We start from the raw sequence: 17,608 nt of genomic DNA, 5'->3' as shown, positions 1-17,608 counted from the left end.
ACCCATTTCGAAACTCTAATTTAAAGCTGTCAAGTAAAGGTTTTAATATTTGCGTAAAATAAATCTCCTAAAATCAAGGCGTAATTCTTGACTGCGGCATAAATAGAATAAGACCGGCACATTCCCTAAAGCAACAATCAGATACAAAGCATTAATACTGTTAAACAGCCAGATAAGCACTGCACTCAATATTGCTGCACAGACCATGAACAGGCCATTAATAATGTTATTAGCGGCAACAGCATGAGCTCGGAATTCATCGCTGCTGGCCGTTTGCAGCCATGTATACAGAGGCAGGGAGAAGAAACCACCGCAAAAGCCGATACCAATAATGCACAGCATGACTATTATACTGTTGGGTCGGCTCAGAAATGTGCTGATACCCTCAATGGGCAGATTATGCTGTGCCTGAGTGACCCATACCAGTAGTAGACCAAAGATACTCATACCAAGCGTACCTAGCATAATCAGGCTAAGATGTAACTGATGGCGGCTCAGGCGCGCACAGGCAATTGAGCCACTACCAATACCTAATGAAAATAAGGTAAGCATCAGATTAAATACGGCCTCATTACCACCAAGATTTAGGCGGGTGAAAGTGGGAAGCTGAGTAATGTAAACCGAACCAAGCAACCAGAACCAAGAAATGCCGATTATGGCTATCCAGACGTTTTTTTGCTGATAGGTTTGTTTGAGTAGTTGTTTGGTACTGCGCAAAATATTTGCATCAATGTACTGCTGGGGAGTCTGTGCCGGTACGCGTGGCATAAACATGCTGGCCAGTTGCCCCAATATGGCCACAAACAGCAGAATACCAAACAGCCAGACTGCGTCGGTGCCTGCCAGAATGGTACCGAAAATCTGCCCCAATAGGATAGATAAAAAGGTACCGCTTTCAATCAGACTATTACCATTCAGTAATTCATAGTGTGGCAGGTATTCGGGCAAAATAGCGTATTTTAAGGGGCCGAACAGGGTAGAATGTGTTCCCATCAGAAACAGGCACAGCATTAATATTGCTACCGAGTGCAGCCAGAAGCCAAGGCCAGCCACCAGCATAATGCAGATTTCTGCGGCTTTAATCCAGCGTGCCAGTATGGCTTTATCCAGTTTGTTAGATAACTCGCCAGATAGGGCAGAAAATAAAAAATAGGGCAGGATATACAGTAGAGCCCCAGCATTCAGCATTTGGCTGGCAGGTAGCCAGGAATTGGCACCCAAGCCATAAAAGCTAATCAGCACAAACAGGGCGGTTTTAAACAGATTATCGTTAAATGCACCAAAAAACTGGGTACCAAACAGCGGCAGGAACCTTCTGGTATGAGCAAAAGCAAACTGGTTGCCAGATGGCAATATATCAGGTGTAGACATAAATGACCTTGCAAAAAGGTACTAAACAGTTACAGGGTGCCGGTAAGGTCGTTAAGCAGAAAATGCTGACCACACAGGCTAAGATATTGTTGCTGCAAACGGCCGATAATATTATTTTCAGCATCACATAATTGTACATAATCGGATTGTCTGTACCAGCTTAGGCTGTCATGCTGAGACAATTGCTGCAATATCTGCCATTGTACCGGGCATGTTTGCCGGTCTGCTTCATCTGCCTGTGCTTTAATTGCGTAATAACCGGCGGCACCATTGGTATAGGTGGAATCGTCTTCGTCCATCAACACCAGAAAACCAAGATGATGGTTGTCTGGGCTATTAATACTAAAATAAAACATAATTAAAATTTCTTTGAAGTCTGAAAAGGACTTAATCAAATTCTGAGTCTTGCTGTCAGGATTCTAGCAGTTTATAAAAAAACGTGTCTGCTAATATACATGCTTTTGCCCGTGGAATATCCATTAGTATTAATTGTAAGTCGTGATAGGGGATATAAAGGTGACTGTTAATGCGTTGGTAAATATATCGGCAGGTAGATTGGTATTGTGGCTTTTATAAATATGTTATTGGAATAGTTAAACCGGAAAAAACAAGAGAAGTATTATATGGCTTAGTACCGTGCTAGTGTGTACTTCGGCTATAGTGATGGCTTTCTGGTTTCGTTTGCCACAAAATATGTTGCACAAATGGACGTTAAGATATACACGGTGTTACTGTTATAGGTAGGTAACGCTGTCTGTTAACCAGTGATACTGTATGCGGGGGCATTATTCCATGTATTGATTGTACTCCGGTTGTTGCTTAGTTCCTGAATGAAGGGCTGGAAAATGTTTCAGCCAATGTATGGTATTTTTCTGGCATGAGTATGCAGGTTTTGGCCGGCATGATTATGGTTATTGGGGTGGCAACTTACCTGTATATTCATTCCGCAAAAGCGCTAAGCAGATTTACTTTTAATAAAAAAGGTTAGTGCATTGAGCACTAACCCTGATTTTCAACACTGAAGCTTTGACAGAAAGACGCTATTACATATTGGTCAGTTTAAGTTTCTGTCCCGGGCGTAATACCTGCTTACCATGTACTTTCTTGAGTTTGCTTACAGGGATATTCAGACGCTGGGCAATGCTGGTAAGAGTATCACCTTTTTTAACAGTATAGGATGCTGGAATAATGTTGGCCTTACTGTTGCCAGTCCTGCGTGCTGAAGCCAGCATGCGTTTACTCTTAGCATTGGTATCAATTTTCAGCACCTGTCCCACTTGTAGATTGTGGCCACGCAGATTATTCGCCGTTACTAGGTCGGCAACATTGATGTTATAGCGCTGGGCAATTGAAAATAAAGTATCACCCTTGTTCACTTTATGTGCAACATTGCGACGGCTGTCGGCAACATTAATTATTTTGCGTGCAGCACGCTCAGAACGGTTTTCAGCTACACGGGAAACCTGTGCTTCTTCACGCTCAGCCTGTGCCAGTACCTTTTGTACAGAAGCGGCAGCAGCAGCCTGTAGTTGAGCATTCTGTGCCATTTGCATCAGTGCATCATTTACTGGTTCAGGTGAAGCAGCCGCTGCTGGTGTGGTGGTAGCAACAGTCACTGTCTGTGCTGTTGTATTTTCCGGCAATGGCTGCTGGGTATTAAGCGAAGTGGTAGCCACTGTAGATGTACGGGTAATAGTTAGGGCTTCCTGATTGTTGCTAACTACATTGTTGGATTGGGTTACAGTGATAGTAGGATGGGTCACGAATGTGCCGGGAGGCAGTACAGGCTGCGCCATGGCAATATTCAGCAATGGGTCAGTATCACTGTTGATGAAAGAATCCAGAGTCTGAGTGTTTAAGCTGTTTTTACTGATCAGCAGGCTGCGTCCGGCTGGAACAGTGTTACTGCTAAGATTATTCAGCCGTTTGATTTCTGCACTGCTCATGCCGGTCTGAGCCGCTAAATCTGCCACTCGGGTTGGTGTAAAAGCTTTAAAGACATTCCAGGACAGTAGACTGCTTTTATCTGCGCTGCGATAATTACGTTCAAACGTATTCACTGCGGTAATAGGCAGCAACATCTTGCGGTTTTCTTTTGGAATGAATACTGGGCTCTTGAAGCTTGGATTGAGTGTTAAAAATTCTGAAGTGGAAATATTGGCCAAGCGGGCAGCCGCATCAATATCAATCGGCTGATCGATACTGATGGCTTCAAAATAAGGGCGATTTGGTACGGAAGCCAGATTGATGCCAAAAGCCTGTGGGTTCTCAATAATATTGCGTACAGCCAGCAGTTTAGGCACATAGTTACGAGTTTCATTAGGCAGACGCAGATTTTCATAGGTAGGTGCAATGCCGGCTAGTTGGGCGCGTTTGATGGCTTTACCTACATTACCCTCGCCCCAGTTGTAAGCAGCTAGTGCCAACGACCAGTCACCAAATAGGCCGTAAAGATATTGCAGATAGGTTAAAGCAGCATCGGTAGCTGCATATACGTCATGACGACCATCATAAAGATTGGTTTGTTCCAGTCCATACTGGCGGCCGCTGTGGGGCATAAATTGCCATAATCCTGATGCACCCACGCGAGATTTTGCTTTGCTGACAAAAGCACTTTCAATAAAAGGCAATAAAGCTACTTCAGCCGGCATCTGGCGTTTTTCTGCCTCATTCACAATATGATATAAATATGGCTGACTGCGTAAAATGGTGCGATTGAAATAGTCGCCGTGGCTTGAATAGTATTGCTCATGCTTGCGCACAATTTCAGGATTGACTTCTGTCATACGAAAATCCTGACGCATACGCCCCCAGATATCATGAGTAGAATGCGCTTTTTTTCCCTTGAGGGTGGCCGCATTCAGATTCATGATTGATAATCCGATGCCATTACTGGTGTAAGATTGGGCAAATGTGATAGAGGGAGCGAGTACCAGACTGGTGAGTGCCAGTACCATATGCTTCAATTGAGCCATTCGTATAACCGTAAAATTTGTGCAAAATCCTATTAATATTAAAGAGGAATTCCTTAACAGTCAAGGATAAATCCCTATTTTTACAGTAATGTTGCAAATGCAATTGGATCTTGTAAATGGCTATGATATTTATTTAACATATTTACAATGGTGTTGTGAATGAGTTATCCGCGATTGGAAAACTGGCTGGCAGAGCATGCTTTTGGTTTATATCTTAGCCAGCTTGAACAGCAGTTTATATGGCATAAATTATCAGTGTTGCGTTTTGGCACTATTATGCAATACGGCTTGTCTCGGTGGCAGTTTCATAATGTATTTGCCGCTGAGTCGCAGTATATTGTACAAAGCGAACAGGCTGACAGAAATGTGGACATTGTTGCTGATAGTATGGCTTTACCTTGGGCACAACAAAGTATGGATACAATTATCTGGCCACACGGTTTGGACATGATATCCAGTCATGATGCAGCCATAGAGGAAATGGCACGGGTCTTGGTGCCAGGAGGTCATATTATCCTAACCGGGCTGAATGTTCAGGGATACTGGCGTCTGTTTTATCAGCGTAGCATACACAGCCAGCCAGCTTTAAATCTTTTATCTGCAAGTGCTGTAGTGAGTCGGATGCAGCACTATGGCCTGTATCTTGAAGAAGGAAAGTTTATGGGTTATGGCATTCCAGCCTGTTTCGGGAAAAATCATCAAGCCATCGAGTATATGGGTAACCGCTGGTGGCCACATCTGGCCGCAGTTTATGGTTTGGTGCTGGTTAAACGGACTGTTCCGCTTACTTTAACGCCACAGAATGCTGCGAATCCGGGGCTGAATTCGGTAACCAATATGGCTTTAAATGGCATAGAGTGTAACTAGCATAGCTATAAAGCATCAGCTTTAACTGAATTAAAAAGACCTGAGCTAACTCAGGTCTTGTGCTTATTTGGATATCAGGCTGTCTTATCAGTATCACTGCCCAGCTTTTTATCCATGAGTTCTTCAAATTCACGCATACAGGTGGCGGCAATAGCCAACATGGTATCGATTTCCTTTTTGGAAATAATCAGCGGTGGAGCCGCCACCATGTGGTCGCCACAGGCGCGAAAAATCAGATTGTTTTTGAAAAAGATATCACGGCAAATTAAACCTGTGGTACCAAAATTCTCAAAAAATTCTCGCGTTTCGCGGTTTTTTACCAGAGTGAAACCACACATCAGCCCCTCTGCTCGGATATCTGCAACGTATTTAAACTGACTGAATGTTTCCTGCCAGCGTTTACGCAGATACGGGCCGGTTTTGGTGCGTACCTTTTCAATGATATTTTCATCATCAAGTATGTTCAGGTTTTCGCACGCCACTGCTGCTGAAACCGGATGGCCACTATAAGTAAAGCCATGATTAAAATCACCACCTGCCAGCAGGCCTTCAGTTACCCTGTCATTTACCATAACAGCTCCAATGGGTAAATATCCGGAAGACAATCCTTTAGCCGTAGTAAAGATATCAGGAGTAAAGCCGAGTGTTTCAAAGCCAAACCATCTTCCGGTACGGCCGTAGCCACAAATTACCTCATCTGCTACCAGCAAAATGTTGTATTTTTTGCAGATTGCTTCAATTCGTGGCCAGTAGCTTGCTGGTGGAATAATCACGCCACCTGCGCCCTGAATGGGTTCGCCAACAAATGCTGCAATTTTATCCGCACCCAGTGACAGGATTTTTTCTTCAAGCCAGTTGGCCGCACGGATACCAAACTCTTCTTCACTTTCATTGTTGTTGGCTAAACCGTAATACCAGGGCTGTTCAATATGGACGATATTAGCTATGGGTAAATCACCCTGTTCATGCATGCTTTTCATACCGCCCAAGCTAGCTCCGCCAAGGGTTGAACCGTGATAGCCATTCCATCGGCCAATAATGATTTTTTTGGTTGGTTGTCCTACTGATGTCCAGTAATGGCGCACCATACGAATCATGGTATCAACTGATTCCGAACCAGAATTTGTATAGAATACATGATTAAATTCAGGCGGGGTAATTTCTACCAGTTTTTCGGATAATTTAATAACAGTCGGATGGCTGGTTTTGAAAAAAGTATTATAAAACGGCAAAATCTCCATTTGTTTCTCGGCAATTTTAGCCAGTTTCTTTTGTCCGTAACCAATGTTCACACACCATAAGCCGGCCATGCCATCAATGATTTCATTGCCGTCACTGTCATAGACATAAATACCCTTGGCCTTGACCATCATGCGTACGCCATGTTTTTTAAGCTGAGCATTGTCTGAAAATGGATGCAGGTGATGTTTTACAGCGTGATTGGTATCGGTTTTTTTAGTCATATAAAATACTCCTTTGTTATAAATGATACAGGCTGTTTGCTAAGCTTGCTGTGAACAGCAGCAGACTCGCAGAATCGGCCATGTAAGTGGTTCAAACATGCAACAGTAGATATTTACGTTCCCATGGGCTGATCACCCGAAAATATTCAGATACTTCTTGTTCTTTGACCGCAATGTACATTTCGACAAAACGTTGCCCCAATAGCTCATGTATTGGTTCACACTGGCGCAGGCGTTCTATGGCCTCTTCCAGTGTGGTAGGAAACTGATAGGGCAGAGAATATGCATTAGTGCTCATGGGCGTGCGCGGCTGTAACTGTTCTTTAATTCCCAGATAGCCACAACCCAGTGAGCAGGCTATCGCCAGATAGGGATTAACATCCACCCCAGCCAGCCGGTTTTCAATGCGCCGTCCTTTGGCACTGGCTCGAGGAACACGTAAGCCAACCGTACGGTTGTCATAACCCCATTCTACGTTGGTTGGCGCCGCGGTAAAACGGGTCAGGCGGCGAAAGGAATTCACATACGGCGCAAAAAATGGCATGGTCAGAGGCAGATATTTTTGCAAACCGCCAATAAAATGGAAAAACAGATCTGAAGGTGTGCCATCGGCATTGCTGAAAGCATTATTACCGCTTTTTACGTCATTCAGACTCTGGTGAATATGCATGGCACTTCCCGGTTCACCTTCCATAGGCTTGGCCATAAAAGTGGCATACATTTTGTGGTGAAATGCTGACTCCCGTACAGTACGTTTAAACAGAAATACCTGATCAGCCAGATCCAGTGCATTGCCGTGCAGAAAATTAATTTCCATCTGTGCGGCACCAATTTCATGAATCAAGGTGTCTACTTCAAGATTCTGTTCATGACAATAGTCGTATATTTCCTCAAATAGCGGATCAAACTCATTAACTGCATCCACGGCATAAGAGCGCCGGCCGAATTCACTACGTCCGGTACGGCCTATCGGTGGTTGCAGCGGTACATCCGGATCAGGATTGGGCGAAATCAGATAAAATTCCATTTCAGGAGCAACAATCGGCTCCAACCCCATATTCTCATACAGTTTTAGTATGCGTTTGAGGACATTGCGTGGTGCGGTCTCTACAGGTAAACCCTCTGGGGAGAAACAGTCGAATATCAGTGATGCCGTGGGTTCCTGTGCCCAGGGAACAAACCGTAATGTTGTAGGGTCTGGCTTTAATTCCATATCTGCATCAGTTTCATCCAACAGACTGGATTGCGGGTATTCGCCGGTAACCGTTTGCAGTAACACTGCTTCAGGTAAACGCATATCCGGTTCAGATATGAATTTGTCTTTGGGAATAATTTTGCCGCGAGCTACACCTGTAATATCTGGCAAGATACACTCTACTTCAGTAATACCATGTTCTTTGAGCCAGTTAAATATGCCATCATACATAAGTCACCTTAAAATGATTCCTTTTGCTTATGCAATTTATATTGCATACATGCTTCACGAAATGCTTTAAAAATAGCGATAGAAAGCGGTTTTTGCCCATACAGCCATTCAGGATGCCATTGCACTGCATAGCCAAATAACGGTGCGGCATCAATCCTGAATGCTTCAATCAGGCCATCTGGTGCAGTTGCTTCTATGCTAAGCCCAGGTGCTAAAGTTTTAACTCCTTGTTGATGTAAAGAATTAACTGCATACTGTTGCTGGTCTGCGGCCAGCCACAGCATCAATAAACTGTCTGCATGCAGGTTGACGATATGCGCATCATCGTACTGTACTTCAATTGGTTGATTATCTGGTTCTCGGTGATCCAGAAATCCGGGTATTTCCTGTAAATGCTGATAAAGTGTGCCGCCAAGTGCAACATTGATTTCCTGCAAGCCGCGACAAACACCGAAAAGCGGTATACCTTTGTCAATAAGCTGTCGGATAAGCGGTAAAGTGGTATGGTCTCGAGCCGTGTCCTGTAGTGTTCCTTCACGTACAGTGGCTTCGCCATACCATTGTGGATCGATATTGGAATATGAGCCAGGTAGAAAAACACCATCTACCAGTGTTAGCAAACGCTGTAATACAGTTTGGTCAGCTAGTGCTGGTAGCAGAATCACATCGCCGACACTATCCTGCACGGCCTGTATGTATTTTTCGCCCACAGCGTGAAAATTCCACTTACCCATCTGCTTCACATCACACGGAATACCAATAACTGGACGCAATTCCATAAATCAGTCTCAAAGTTTTAATAGTTAAGAGAATTTCCGAATTCTGTATTGCATAATCCCATGCCGTGAAAAAAATGGCAAGAATTCTTAAGTTAAAGTATCGGAGTGAAATTTTTTCTGTTTGCATGCTCTGAAAGATAATGCCAATTGCACGCGAGAATGAACATTTTTCTTGTCTGTCTGAACTAAATACTCACACTAATATGGCTGACAACAATAAAAAAGCCCTGAAAATTTTCAGGGCGAAAATACACAGAATTAAGCAACTTTAGAACCGGCGCTGTAACTTTGCTGCCAGAATAATACTTGCGGCTAGTTCTTCAATCGATTTATGAGTCGTATTGGTATAAGGAATATTAAAACGGCGAAACATATCTTCCGCGGTTAAAATTTCACGCCGGCAATTATCTCGGCTGGCATAGCGTGAATCAGGACGTCGCTCCGAACGGATATGATGCAGGCGGTCAGCGTCAATAGTTAACCCATATAATTTTTGCCGGAACGGCTGTAGCATTCTAGGTAATTCACTGCTTTCCAGATCTTCAGGAATAAGGGGATAATTGGCAGCGCGAATACCATACTGTAGTGCCAGATACAGGCAGGTAGGGGTTTTACCACTGCGGGATACACCCATCAGAATCACATCGGCTTTTTTTAATTCCCGGTCTGTAATACCATCATCATGATTAAGGGTAAAATTAATTGCCTCCATACGCTTGTCGTAACGTTCTGTGTCATGCATGCCATGGGTGCGGCCGATAGAATGATTGGCCTCGGTGGCCAGCTCATCTTCTAGTTCTCCAATAAAAGCATCATAAAAACTCATATGCAAACCGGCACTGGTTTTAATCAATTCGCGAACATTTTCATCAACAATACTCGAAAAAACCAGCGGGCGTGTTTCACAATGGCTTGCAGCATTATTGATTAAAGCAACAATTTCACGTGCTTTTGTTTCCGTGTCTACAAAAGGATAGGTAGCACGTTTGAATTCAATATTGTCAAATTGATTCAGCAAAGCCAGCCCCATACTTTCAGCTGTAATCCCGGTGCGGTCGGAAACAAAAAAAACTTGGCGTACAGGTTTCATAATTATTTATACAATCAAAGTTAAAGAAATTGCGACAGTTGAATAGATTGCCTATTGTAAATGAAGTTTTCCCTTAACTCATGTTTCAGTGTTGGCTTTTTTCAATAACTGGTTTGGAAAAATAAATCACATTGAACTTGCGCTATTGCGGCATATATACGCAGATTTTAAGCTGAATTTGTCATATATTTAAATTTAAATTGTTAATAAATAAATTAAATTGATATATTCAGCTAAAAAATCGATATTGTAATTAAAATACTTATGCTATCAATGATTTGTAGGTAAAAGATGTTTGACAAAAGCTAAACTATATTCACAAAGAGCAGATAAATAGCCAAAAATACATGACATTTTATATCTGACTAGTTAGAATAGACCGTCTTCAACTTTCACACTCCACACTGGATAACCATCATGGCCGGTAATAACGTAATCTGGTTTGAAAATTTGCGCATGACTGATGTTGAAAGCGTCGGCGGCAAAAATGCTTCTCTTGGCGAGATGATTTCACAGCTCACCGAAAAAGGTGTGCGTGTTCCCGGTGGTTTTGCTACCACTGCCGAAGCGTATCGCAAATTTCTTGCTTACGAAGGTTTGAGTGAACGGATTAATAACGAACTCAATGCACTTGATGTCGATAATGTTGCCGAATTGGCAAGAGTAGGTAAACAAATCCGTCAATGGATTATGGATACCCCCTTTCCGCCTGAACTAGAATCAGATTTACAGGCTGCATGGGAAAAAATGGTAGCAGATGCCGGTACAGACCAGATTTGCGTGGCTGTGCGCTCTTCTGCTACTGCTGAAGATTTACCGGATGCCTCTTTTGCAGGACAGCAGGAAACATTTTTGAATATCAGTGGCTATGAAAATGTCAAGGAAGCCATGCATCATGTATTTGCTTCCCTGTATAATGATCGTGCCATTTCCTATCGAGTTCACAAGAATTTTGCTCATGATGTAGTAGCACTTTCTGCTGGTGTACAGCGCATGGTACGTTCTGATAAAGGCGCATCCGGCGTAATGTTCACCATGGATACCGAATCCGGATTTGATCAGGTGGTATTCATTACTTCATCCTATGGCTTGGGTGAAACCGTAGTACAGGGTGCAGTAAACCCTGATGAATTTTATGTACATAAGCCTACTCTGCGTGCAGGCCGCCCGGCTATTCTGCGTAAAACCATGGGTTCAAAACTGATCAAAATGGTTTTCACCGATGCGGCACAGGCAGGTAAGTCTGTTCAAACCGTAGATGTAGAGCCTGCTGAGCGGAAAAAATTCTCTATTAGTGCGGAAGAAATTACCGAGCTGGCTCAGTATGCGCTGATTATTGAAGAACATTATGGCCGTCCGATGGATATCGAATGGGGACGTGATGGTATTGATGGCAAACTGTATATTCTGCAAGCTCGTCCTGAAACCGTAAAATCACAGGAAAATAACAGCCGCGTACTGCGTCGCTACCAGATTAACGACAAATCTGCCATCCTGGTTGAAGGTCGCGCCATTGGCCAGAAAGTGGGGCAGGGCAAAGTAAGACTGGTTAAAAGCGTTGATGAAATGGACAAGGTTTTGCCAGGTGATGTGCTGGTAACCGACATGACTGACCCAGATTGGGAGCCAGTGATGAAACGCGCTTCTGCCATTATTACCAATCGTGGTGGCCGTACCTGCCATGCTGCTATTATTGCGCGTGAACTGGGTATTCCAGCCGTAGTAGGGTGTGGTAATGCAACTTCTGCCTTGCAGGATGGTCAGGAAGTAACAGTATCCTGTGCCGAGGGTGACACTGGCTATGTTTATGAAGGTTTATTGAAAGTTGATGTTAATGAAATACCTCTAGACAATATGCCTGAATCACCAGCCAAAATCATGATGAACGTAGGTAACCCAGAGCTGGCTTTCAGCTTCTCCGGCTTACCTGGTTATGGTATTGGTCTGGCACGCATGGAATTTATTATTAATCGTCAGATTGGTATCCACCCGCGCGCCTTGCTGGACTTTGACCAGCAGGATGAGCAAATGCAGGCCACTATCATTGACCGTATTGCTGGCTATACCTCTCCAGTAGATTTTTACGTTGATAAAATTGCTGAGGGTGTTGCTACACTTGCTGCTTCCGTTTATCCGAAAAAAGTGATTGTGCGTATGTCTGATTTTAAGACAAACGAATATGCCAATCTGTTGGGTGGTAACAAATACGAACCACATGAAGAAAATCCGATGCTGGGCTTCCGTGGTGCAGCACGTTATGTGTCAGATGATTTCAAAGACTGCTTTGCGCTTGAATGTAAAGCCCTGAAATATGTCCGTGATGAAATGGGTCTGACCAATGTTGAAATCATGATTCCATTTGTACGTACCTTAAAAGAAGCAGAACATGTAGTTCGTGCCCTGAAAGATAATGGTCTGGAGCGCGGTAAAAATGGCTTGCGCCTGATTATGATGTGCGAATTGCCAACCAATGCTGTACTGGCTGAACAGTTTCTGAAATACTTCGATGGCTTCTCTATTGGTTCTAACGACATGACTCAGTTAACTCTGGGCGTAGATCGTGATAGTGGTGGCCCGATTGCTGGCACTTTTGATGAACGCGACCCGGCAGTTAAAGTGATGTTCAGTCTGGCAATTCAGGCTTGTCGCAAGTTAAACAAATACATTGGTATTTGTGGACAGGGTCCATCTGACCATGCGGATTTTGCCAAATGGTTGATTGAAGAAGGAATTGAAACCATTTCTCTCAATCCTGATACCGTGATTGAAACTTGGTTGTATCTGGCAAAAGAATTGAAAAAATAAATTTTTCAATTAATTATGCCCAAGGCCGCTAGTTAACAACTAGCGGCCTTTATTTATTACTGGCTGAATGCATAAATTTTTCGCACAAGAATTCTATTAGAACGGCTGAAATGCCGGTTGTTATTAGTGAATCAATTCCAATTAATGCTGGAAATTTCTAGTGCAAATTACCTAAATTTTTGCAATACAAATTTGATATTCACCCAGTATATTTATGAAATAATAGCATTGCAGAGAAATCCCGATGTGGTTACTGAGCTGGGTGGTACTGTTTTGTGCTCTGAATAAAGTATAAACCACTGATATTAATATACATATACTATTATACTATGCACCAAAACAGTCTATACTGAGCTAACGTTTTATTCATGATTCAAACAAAGATTTCTAAGCACTGCTCTGGCTAAAAATATCAGTAGAAAGGTGTGTAAACATAAATACACCGATAAGCAATTAAAGTATTAGAAAAAATGGCCTTGTTCAATTAAAACTAGGTATTTTTTATGATGATATTAAATCAATGTAGCAATACAATCACATGACAATGGTAATCACATAAATAAAATAGAGGTCACAGAGGTATTGAAAAGAGACGGATCATCACCTTATGATTATTTCTTGATTTCCAGGCAAAAAAGTAATTTGTCTGCTTAATTTATAAAAAAAGCAATGTATAGACTACATTGCTTTTACTAGTTTTAGGTTAGGCGAATAATCAAAAAATCAATTTAACTTCAGATTTTATTTTTTGGATTATGGTCTACAAAAGTACGATCTGGATAATCATCATTTTTAGTAAATGTACGGTTAAAATTACCTTTAGATATTGTGATATTGCCATTGGCCCATAGCACAATATCCTGCTTTACACTACCCATACTTTTCCACTTGGCAGATTTATCTAAGCGCCATTCCAATGGAATAGTCAACTTCATGCTGCCACCATTACCGATATCGGCTTTGGGGTCGTTATCACCTCCGCCCACAATATCAAAGGTATTAGCAATATTGATTGTATTACCTATAGCTTTAAAATTAACTTCCTCACCATTTCCTGTGCATTGGGTATCACCAGGTATGTGTATATGGCAGTTTGGACCTTTACTTGCATCCTTAAAATAGCCTGTATTGACTGAGGCACAGTTCAATTCACGTACTAAAACATTGCTAAAGTTAACTGAGATGGGCAGTAGTTGAATTCGTAAGCCAACTAACCCTTCATAAGTGCCCTTTGAGTGATAAAGCATCGAACCTTTCCCCTCTAACGGTTTATAATCCTGATATTTAGCCAGTGAATATCGGAGCATTTTAGGTTCTACAATAGTAAATGTGATACTATTCTTAATGGTTTTACCTTTACGTTTATAAGAAGCGGTAATGGTGCAGATACCGCCTTTATCTCTGGCTCGGATACATAATTCTTTAGCTTCGCGCTTGACGATACTGACCAATTTACTATCAATACGCCATGTTACGCCAACATTGGATTTGATGGTGACCACTTCGCCCACACCGATGTTTCTACGTGAGCGCGGAGCTGGGAAAGTATTTTCGGTTTCTGAGGTTAGCTCAATTTCACCATCCTCATAAGCCACCATTTCATAGTTATAAATGTAGCCGGCTATGACAGAATCCAGATCATCATCGCTAAAGACTTTGCCTCTGGCAGTGACACACCAATCAGTGCGATCTGATAATGTTACAAATTCTCCTTTATTAAGGGCGCAATGTTCCATAGGTGGCAGACCTTTTAAGGTAGAGAGTGGTAACTGGGGGCCGCCTAAAGGAGCCAAGGCAAAAACACTGATAACTTTATCGTTGTTTCGGTGTAGTTTATGGTTATTTGAATTATCCATTAATGTAATTCCTTTCTATTTTTCCAGTAGATTAAGTTTTATTATGTAGTGCTGCTCAATAGCAGTATCAGTACATTGGCAATCAATATCTTCAAAAAAACCTGCAGTTTGGCATGGCCGATGATGCGGGTATCCATCTGCGGGTAGTTTCGTATCTGTTATTTTAGGAAATGTATGCCAAGTGCGGTAATTATTTCACAACAATTGTTATTTTATGTCAAAATTTTTTACAAAAAATAACAATTTTATAAATTTTATTTAACTATATTTTGTTAAGTATAGATACATTGAGCCAATTACAGATATTTCTTCAATATTATAAAGTAAATCATACTGTGCGGTGATTCTGCTCAACTCTGCTGCTATAAGAATATTTTTTAACTTGTCGGAGCTAATACTGTTAGCCAGATGAGCTTAATATCCGATATATGTAGTTATGCTGGCTGCTATATTCTGCATTTCACAGTCTGGTGCTTGCATTTGTACTTTGTCTTTTTTAATCATTACAGCTATTTCCGTTTGCTTTCTTATTTAGAAAAATTATCATTTGTAATATAGGGAAATATAATTCACCTATATTGCTGGGTTTGGCCAAAACCCATAGTATTTTCAGAGCGGTGGTACCGTTATCAAAATTTAAAGCAAAAACTATTACGCCCCAAATACATAAATATCACATTATCCAAAACATAAAACAGGCTTTTAACCACAATTCAAATATTGTTGAAAAACCTTATTTATAATTTGCTCAAAAAATTTAAACAATTGTGCAGTTTATGTGCAAAAAATTTCAAAGCTGAGTTTGTAATTTTTGATATTTTTACCTCTATAACTAACTGTATTTCAATATTTTTTTTTGTATTACGCAGAATCGAAGAGGTGTTTTAAGATTGGTAGGTTGATTTTTAATCAATCATATAAAAATAAAACAGTAGTAAGTCTTGATGATTCAAGAATGAGTTAAAGTATATTTATTTTTTAGTCGGATAGGGTATCTATTTTTCAACGATGGTTTTTATTTCTTATCTTTTTATCTGAGGTTTTTACTGGCTTTTGGGCAGCCAGTCCCAGCGCCTGATTCCATTTAGCTGGGTCTTTTACCAAATCAAGAGCAGCTTTTAATTGTGCATCTTTAGCTGGATTGGGCTCGTGTCGTGCAAGCCAATCTTCTTCTTAATTTCCACACAGCACCAACAAATAAACGCTAAATATGAATAAAAAAAGCTGAACCCTGTAAAATCACAGGATTCAGCTTTGCTCATAAATATACTTTATAGACCTTTAGATTTCAAGCGTGCAGCATGTTCCAAATAAAGTTTTACCGGGTCTGGTTTAATCGGATGCGCACCAGCAATTTGATTGACTGCATCGAAATGATCCATCTGGTAGTTAGAACAGATAACTTTACCCAAGTGAGTGCTATAACGGCCAACCAGACCATCATTTTGTCTACGCTCTTTTTTGAAGAAAGTACCTAATGCAACCAAAATAGCATGCGATGGATCTGCCAGATTTAAACCTTCATTAACCGGGTTTGATTTAATAATACCACTCCAAGAATAGTAGTAAACACCATTAGTTTCTAGCTCTTTACCCTCGCCACCCCATCGGTTAGGCAGACCTTGCGGATATTTTTTATTAAACGCGTTAGTACCTGCAGTTGACAAGCTTTGTAGTGCGCTTCTAAAGTCTTGTGGTAAAAATGGCTTAGTACTAAATAGACCAATAAACTTCATAAATGTTTCAACAATCATATCAGCAGCAGGGCCAACCAATTTGCCAGAAAGAATTTCCAACATTAAATCTGCAATTTCAGAACCGAAATTCACACCATTTACAGAAGTTACTGAACCGACTATTTCTGGATGGAGCGCAGCAACATAACGGCAAGTAGGCGCACCTTGGCTATGACCAATCAGATTTACTTTTTGGGCACGTGTTTTGTTCAGTATTTTTTTAACTTCAGCCAGCAACTGTTCACCACGGATTTCAGTTGAATTAGTAGCTGAAATTGCAACAGTATAAACTTCAGTACCTTGTTTTTTTAGAGATTCAGCAATATTAAAGAAATATGGGTATCCCATAATTCGGTCGAAACCAAATAACCCATGGACAAGTACGATTGGATATTTTGTTTTAACGAGTTTTTTGCTAGGTTTGATAGGTACCAGACCTTTTAAGGTAGTGCTAGCTTTATCGTTGTTGCGGTGTAGTTTGTGTTTATTTGAATTATCCATTAATGTAATTCCTTTCTATTTTTCCAGTAGATTAAGTTTTATTATGTAGTGCTGCTTAATAGCAGATCAGTACATTGGCAATTGATATCTTCAAAAAAAACCTACAGTTTGGCGTGGCCGATGATGCGGCTATCCAGCAGTGGGTAGTTTCGTATCTGTTATTTTAGGAAATGTATGCCAAGTACGGTAATTATTTCATAACAAATGTTATTTTGCGTCAATTTTTTTTACATAAAATAACGATTTTAAACTTTATATTATATTTTAACTATGTATTGTTAAGTGTAGATAGTTTAGTTACTGCAATAAAGAGCATCTACTGTGCGGTGATTCTGCTTAATTTTGCTGCTATAAGAATATTTTTACTTGTCGGGGCTATACTGCTAGCCAGATGAGTTTAATATCCGATATATGCAGTTATGCTGGCTGCCATATTCTGCATTTCACTGTCTGGCGCTTGCTATTTGAACTTTGTCTTTCTTAACCATTACAGCTATTTCCATTTGCTTTTGTATTGAGAGTAATTATTATTTTCAATAAAAGAAAATGCAATTTACCTATATTGTTGGGTTTGGCCAAACCCCCTAGTATTTGCAGAGCGTTTGTACCGCTGTCAACATTTAAAGCAAAAACTATTACGCCCCAAATACATAAATATCACATTATCTAAAACATAAAACAGACTTTTAACCAGAATAAAATTCAAATATTGTTAAAAAACTTTATTTATAATTTGCTC

11 protein-coding genes are annotated in these 17,608 nt (G+C 41.1%); 2 read left to right on the top strand and 9 right to left on the bottom strand.

The annotated features are described in order from the left end of the window. Nucleotides 1-42: 42 nt before the first annotated feature. The 3 genes from MJ764_RS01660 to MJ764_RS01650 all read right to left on the bottom strand — a co-directional run bounded on the left by MJ764_RS01660 (nt 43) and on the right by MJ764_RS01650 (nt 4,346). Nucleotides 43-1,371 carry an MFS transporter gene (locus MJ764_RS01660; protein ID WP_239324031.1) on the bottom strand — a complete coding sequence of 443 codons (1,329 nt, stop codon included), beginning with the start codon at nt 1,369-1,371 and terminating at the stop codon, nt 43-45. A 29-nt stretch (nt 1,372-1,400) separates the two neighbouring features. After that, nucleotides 1,401-1,727, bottom strand: a complete 327-nt coding sequence (locus MJ764_RS01655) for an HLGFF motif protein (protein ID WP_239324030.1) — start codon at nt 1,725-1,727, stop codon at nt 1,401-1,403. 687 nt (nt 1,728-2,414) lie between these two features. Beyond that, complete coding sequence (locus MJ764_RS01650) at nt 2,415-4,346, bottom strand: lytic transglycosylase (protein WP_239324028.1); 1,932 nt, start codon at nt 4,344-4,346, stop codon at nt 2,415-2,417. A 159-nt stretch (nt 4,347-4,505) separates the two neighbouring features. Between MJ764_RS01650 and MJ764_RS01645 the strand changes: the two genes are divergently transcribed. Further along, the gene (locus MJ764_RS01645) at nt 4,506-5,213 is read left to right on the top strand and encodes a class I SAM-dependent methyltransferase (protein WP_239324026.1); all 708 of its coding nucleotides are present in this window, start codon (nt 4,506-4,508) and stop codon (nt 5,211-5,213) included. Between the two features lie 74 nt (nt 5,214-5,287). Here the strand turns inward: MJ764_RS01645 and MJ764_RS01640 are convergent, their stop codons facing one another. From MJ764_RS01640 to ppsR, 4 genes are all read right to left on the bottom strand, one after another. Beyond that, nucleotides 5,288-6,676 carry an aspartate aminotransferase family protein gene (locus MJ764_RS01640; protein WP_239324024.1) on the bottom strand — a complete coding sequence of 463 codons (1,389 nt, stop codon included), beginning with the start codon at nt 6,674-6,676 and terminating at the stop codon, nt 5,288-5,290. 91 nt (nt 6,677-6,767) lie between these two features. Next, entirely contained in the window at nt 6,768-8,102 is a 1,335-nt protein-coding gene (locus tag MJ764_RS01635) for a glutamine synthetase family protein (RefSeq protein ID WP_239324022.1), read from the bottom strand. Between the two features lie 8 nt (nt 8,103-8,110). Further along, nucleotides 8,111-8,881, bottom strand: a complete 771-nt coding sequence (locus MJ764_RS01630) for a gamma-glutamyl-gamma-aminobutyrate hydrolase family protein (protein WP_239324020.1) — start codon at nt 8,879-8,881, stop codon at nt 8,111-8,113. 268 nt (nt 8,882-9,149) lie between these two features. After that, nucleotides 9,150-9,971, bottom strand: a complete 822-nt coding sequence (ppsR, locus tag MJ764_RS01625; protein ID WP_239324018.1) for a posphoenolpyruvate synthetase regulatory kinase/phosphorylase PpsR — start codon at nt 9,969-9,971, stop codon at nt 9,150-9,152. 417 nt (nt 9,972-10,388) lie between these two features. Here ppsR and ppsA point away from each other — a divergent pair, with 417 nt between their 5' ends. Continuing rightward, nucleotides 10,389-12,776 (top strand): phosphoenolpyruvate synthase, encoded by a 2,388-nt coding sequence (gene ppsA / locus MJ764_RS01620; RefSeq protein ID WP_174828611.1) that lies wholly within the window; start codon nt 10,389-10,391, stop codon nt 12,774-12,776. A 734-nt stretch (nt 12,777-13,510) separates the two neighbouring features. Here the strand turns inward: ppsA and MJ764_RS01615 are convergent. Both MJ764_RS01615 and MJ764_RS01610 read right to left on the bottom strand, forming a co-directional pair. Next, nucleotides 13,511-14,632 (bottom strand): hypothetical protein, encoded by a 1,122-nt coding sequence (locus MJ764_RS01615; protein WP_239324016.1) that lies wholly within the window; start codon nt 14,630-14,632, stop codon nt 13,511-13,513. Nucleotides 14,633-15,903: 1,271 nt separating this feature from the next. Further along, nucleotides 15,904-16,869 carry an esterase/lipase family protein gene (locus MJ764_RS01610; protein WP_239324014.1) on the bottom strand — a complete coding sequence of 322 codons (966 nt, stop codon included), beginning with the start codon at nt 16,867-16,869 and terminating at the stop codon, nt 15,904-15,906. Nucleotides 16,870-17,608 lie beyond the last annotated feature (739 nt).

Origin of the sequence: Snodgrassella gandavensis (assembly GCF_914768025.1) — a bacterium.
Classification (GTDB): Bacteria; Pseudomonadota; Gammaproteobacteria; order Burkholderiales; family Neisseriaceae; genus Snodgrassella; species Snodgrassella gandavensis.
The sequence above is the reverse complement of the archived record's forward strand: the minus strand, read 5'-3'. Positions and strand labels throughout refer to the sequence as shown.